Source organism: Mesorhizobium sp. 1M-11 (genome assembly GCF_001303895.1).
Taxonomy (GTDB): domain Bacteria; phylum Pseudomonadota; class Alphaproteobacteria; order Rhizobiales; family Rhizobiaceae; genus Mesorhizobium.
Window position 1 is genome coordinate 1 of the sequence record NZ_LJSD01000061.1, and the last position, 5,611, is coordinate 5,611.

General features: G+C 59.5%; 1 protein-coding gene. It reads left to right on the plus strand.

The features are described 5' to 3' along the window. Window positions 1–77 precede the first annotated feature (77 nt). A partial coding sequence (locus AO692_RS26440) for a toxin TcdB middle/N-terminal domain-containing protein (protein ID WP_082407571.1) occupies window positions 78–5,611 on the plus strand: 5,534 nt, incomplete at its 3' end.

The window sequence follows — 5,611 nt, forward strand, 5'->3', positions numbered from 1 at the left end:
TTACTGGCATAACACCTTCGTCATGTGCGTATGAGTGGCCTTAGCTAACTTCCGCTCAACCGGACACGGAGGGGCTGATGAGTCGGTTGTGGCTTTGCGCGGCGTTTGTCGTCGCGGGGTTTTTCGGTGCGAGCAGTTTCGGGCTTCCGGATGGATATGGCGGCCAGGCTTTTGCGCAGACGCAGCCCGGGACGGCATCGAGCGGCACCTCCACGATCTCAGGCAGCGGTGGCTTCGGCAATGGCGGTGCAGGCTTTGGAGCGGCGGCAGACGGCAAGGCCACAGATGGCAAGTCAGGCGGATCGGCGGCAACATCGTCAGCCAAGGATGGCAGTGGCGATGGGCTGAAGGCAGGAACCGGCGGGCAGGCCGATGGCAAGGCCTCTGCCCAGGATCGCAATCCTGACGCGGCTTCCAAGATCGGCAATGGTTCGACCAACACGGCCGAAGACAAGGCCACGAGCGACAAAAGTGGAGATGCCGCCAAGGCGGATGCGAAGGCGGCGGCTCCGGAAGCTGCTGCGGCCATGGCTGCAGCAACCTCAGCCAGCGGCACGGTCGGCCAGGATCCGGAAGCGATCGGAGCGCCCGCCAAGGTGGACCTGCCCAACCGGGCCTCGAATGGCAGCCTCGGTTATTCGATCGACATCGATGTGCCGGCCTTCCGCGGTCTCGAGCCGAAGCTGTCGCTGACCTACGATTCCTCCCGCAAGACCAAGCTCGGCGGGCTCTACCAGGGCTGGCTGGGCTATGGCTGGGGGCTGGACGGCATCGATGTGATCGAGCGGGCAAGCCCCGGCTATGGCATGCCGATGTTCGACAGCTCCGATGTGTTCCTGCTCAACGGCATGCCGCTGGTTGCCTGCGGCCCCGGCGTGTCCTCGCCTTCGTGCACGGCAGGCGGCACCCATGCCACCGAGAACGAATCCTATCGGCGTATCAAGCTGCTCGGATCGGAATACAGCAGATACTGGGAAGTCACAGACCGTGACGGAACGGTCTCGACCTTCAAGTCGGTTGGCACCGTTACCGGTACATCGGCGCCGGATGCCAGCCTCACCTATGAGTATCGTTGGCTGCTCACCTCCGTCACCGACACCAACGGCAATACGGCAAACTACGGCTACGCTTGCTTCCCCAGCCCCGTCTGCTATGCGACGCTCATCACTTACAACGGCACCACGATTAATCTGTATCTGGAGATACGGCCCGACTATATCCTGATGGGCAATGGCCGTGACATCTCAGAGACCCGCTACCGCATCAAATCAGTCGCGGTTCGAGTGTCTGGCCAACTGCGGAGCGCTTATGCGCTGACTTACGATCGAGCGCCGTTCTCCAGCACGTCACGACTTACCAAGGTCACCCGCTATGGATCGGATGCCTCCGTCGATGACAACGGCGTGGTCACCGGTACTACCTCCAAGCGCATCGCCGAGATGAGCTATCAGGATACGGTTGCCTCGTTCAACACGGCCAATGTGTCCATATTCGGCGCTTCTAGCTCGGGGCCGACAGCGAACATCAACAGCAACGCCCAAGTTGGCGATGTTGATCTGGATGGCACCGATGAGATCTTCGGCGACAATGTCGGGCAGTCCAATATGGGATCGCCCAGCAATCCTGTTTATGGAACGCGGCGTACTCGCAACCTCTTCAAGCTCACGTCAAGTGGAGGTCTGGCCACCAATCAATCGCTGAACTTGGAGACTGTAGAGAAGCCCGACGCAGGCTCGAACAATCCACCGTACTTCTCGCAGCCAGGCCGTTTCGTCGTCGGCAAGAAGACCCTGGACTTTGCGGACGCCGTCACCTCCAGCAAGATGAACGGACCAGGCGGTCGCATCAATTATTCGACAGCCCGTTCTATCCTTCAGACAGGTGCACAGCTGGGCTTGGCCAAGCTTCCCTGCGATGGGATCAATGTGACCCCGCCTGCTGGCTACGAGGCGGTTTGTGCCGCAATGCCCAAGGGAGATCCGCTCTCTCCTTATACACCACCCTCGATGTATCGGCTTGTCGCTGACGCGGAAGGCGACGGTGTGGACACACTCTATCCGTACCCTTCGAGCATACCGGCGACGCGTGGCGATCCCTTGATCGGTGTTGGCGACTTCCTCGGCAATGGCCGCCAATCACCACTGTTCAAAAATACGTACACGGGGGTTCTTTACAAGACCGCCTTGTCCGGCGGGGCATGGCAACTCGATGCATCCTTTGCGATAAGCTGCGGGGCCACTGATTTCGATGGCAACGGGACATGTGTGCTTGCTGACGTCAACGGCGACGGCGCCAGCGACATCGTTCGCTACAACCGCGGAGCCGTCAGCATCTGGCTTTCGACGGGGCAGGGGTTCAAGCTTTACACGGCGACGGCCGGTTCTGCTCGTACTGCCGTGTTGCGCGACTTCGACAATGACGGCCGTGCCGACCTGATCACCATCGCCACCCCTGATGGGCCGACTACCAGTTATCCCAAGATGGGCACGGCTGCGGTGTTCGCTCTACACCCCACCGCCAGCTCTGCCTATTCGACGGAACAGTTCACGCCGTTCTCGTTGACGGTCACGCCGGTCATCGGCGATTTCAACGGCGACGGATTGCCCGACTTCATCAACCGCAACGGAGCCGGCAGCTTCGTCGACATCGTCTATGCATCGAATGCGGGTGCTGGGAATCCGAACCTATTGCGGAACGTCACCACGGAACTCGGCGGAACGGTAGCTGTCGAGTACACGCCATCGTCGCGCTGGGGGAACAACTACCTACCGCAGATCGTGCATGCGGTGACGAAGCTCTCGGTCGGCGACGGTCGGGGCCAGGTTGCGGTGACCGACTATGCTTATTCGGGCGGCAAATACGATCCTGTTGCCCGCCGCTTCCTCGGCTTTGCCAGTGTCGTCGAGACCAAGCCTTCCGCCAATGGCGAGAGCGGACGGCCAACCGTCGCCACCAGCTATCGCCAGGACTTGGCGAGCTACGGGCTGCCGGAAATGACCACCATCAAGGATGGTTCAGGCAATATCCGCAAGCAGGTCGAGGAGACCTATCAGGTCAATGCAACGACAAAGCCGTATTCGGCTCTCAATACCCGAACCGTCACCACATGGTCGGATAGCATCTCGCTATCGACACGGACCGACCGCTATTTCGACCAGTTCGGCAATCTCACTACGGTCGATGACTTCGGCAGGCTGGATGTCTCTGGTGACGAGACGCGCACCGGCTACCACATAGCCCCGCCGAATACCGCAGACTATATCGTTTCGGCTGTGCGTGCCGAGACCGTCCATGCGGGGATCGACTGGTCGGTGCCTTACCTGAGCTTTGTTGAGTATTTCTACGATAACCAGCACGCTGACAGCGTCGTGGCGCCCATCCGCGGCAACCTGACCTGGAAGCGCACTTTCCAGGATGCCCATTCGAGCCCTCAGAAATATGTCTCTGAGGTCTACACCTATGACAGCTATGGCAACAAAACGTCGAAGACGGACCGCCTGGGCAATCGCACCGAATGGGACTATGACCCGACTTACCACATCTACCCGGTGACGGAGCGAGCACCGAAGTACTTCATGCCCGGGACGACGCAGGTAAGCGATCAAAGATTCGTCACAACAGCCACTTACGAACCCCGTTGCGGAAAACCCGCGAGCAAGACCGATTGGAACGGTCTCGTTACGACTTTCAATTATGACGCGTTCTGTCGGCGGTCCAGGCTTACCGATACAACCACCGGCTTCTATGTCGAAACGCAATACGCTTATGAAGGTAATCCCGCCCAACAGACTCTGGCAAGCAGTTCTCCAAAAGCGGCCGGCGCTGCTAACGTCTGGACAGTATCGTATTACGATGGCCTCGGGCGCATCTATCAGCAGTATAACAACGGAGATACTGATGCAGGCCCTCTGAGGGTGGTGCATACCGAATACGATCAGCGTTCGAACGTGCAGCGCAAGTCGGTACCACGTTTCGTTGGTGAGACGCCGCAGTGGTCGATCTCCAACTATGATTGGAATGACCGTCCGACCAGGATGGAGAATCCGGATGGATCCGGCCGCAACCTCAGCTATCACCTCTATCCGGGCGCCGCAATCTCTGGGGTGGGCAATGTTCCGTTCAGATCGATCTACCAGGTCGACGAGCTCGGCCGCGGGTCCTCGCAGTTCTTCAGTTCCTGGGACGATGTCGTTTGCATCCAGGTGGCGATGCAGGATGGCAGCTATGACAGCCAGTATCGCACCTATGACCGCTTCCATCGGCTGACCCAGCTCCTGGACAACAAGTCATCGGTCTGGACCTACAGCTATGACATGGCCGGCAATCGGTTGGTGGCCAACGATCCGGATCTCGGCACCTGGACCTACAAATATGACGCCGCAAACCAACTGGTCGAACAGACCGATGCGCGCGGTGCCGTCACCACGCTCATCTATGACCAGATGGGGCGCTTGGTTCAAAAGAAGGCGACCCTGCCTGGGGGATCGCCGGTAATCGTCACGGAGAACCGCTACGACAGCCAGGCAACCTTCTATTATAATATCGGCCATCTGACCTCATCGGAAAGTGGCGCTGCTCAACACGTCTTCGGATACGACGCGTTCGGCCAGGTTCAATCCCAATCAACGACCGGCTATCAAAATAGCAGCAGCACGATCACGACCATTCGGGATAGGTCCGGGCAGCCGATCTACCAACAATACACGCCCACTCCGCTCGACTTCGGAACGAGTGCGGCGCCGCTTCAATACACCTCGGGCAATCTGCTTTCAGCAGCGCCCGGCTACATCACTTCGATCAGCTATGAGGCGGACAATCAGACGCGCGAGATCGTCTATGCCAATGGCGTGAAGACGAACTTCAGCTATTCGCCGACACGACGCTGGCTGACCCGGGTAGTAACGATAGGCTCGAGCGGCGCCGTGTTGATAGACAACACTTATAGCCGTGACCTTGCCGGCCGCATCACCGCCATCAACGGTGCGCCGACGGCACTCGATCCTGCCGGCGCGGCCGAGGATTGGGCCTACACCTACAACAACCTCGACTGGCTGATGACGGCGACCAACGGTGCCAACGCCAGCCTCAACGAGATCTTCAGCTATGACACCAACGGCAACATGCTCTCGCGCAGCCGGGTCTCGGGCAGCTATGTGTATCCAGCAGCAACGGCACAGCGCCCGCATGCGCCGTTGAGTGTCGGTTCGCGGTCCTTCGCCTATGACGCTAATGGCAACACCTCATCGGACGGCATCCGTACCCTGGTCTGGGACGAAGCGAACCGGCTGACGACGGTCACGCAGGCCAACGGCACGACAAGCTATGCCTACGGTCCTGATGGTGCGCGGGTGAAGAAGAGCTCTTCCTTCGGCACCACGCTTTATCCGAGCGCCGATGTCGAGATCGATCCGGCGACACCTGGGGCGGAGAAATACACCCGCTACCCACATGCCGACATCAAGATCGTGAACGGGGCGAAGTTCTTCCTGCATCGCGATCACCTGGCATCGGTGCGCTTCGTCACCGATGCTGATGGCGCAGTCGTCGAAAGTACCGGCTATGCGGCCTATGGCGAGCGCCTGAACTCCGGCTTCCAGACCCAGAAGAGCTA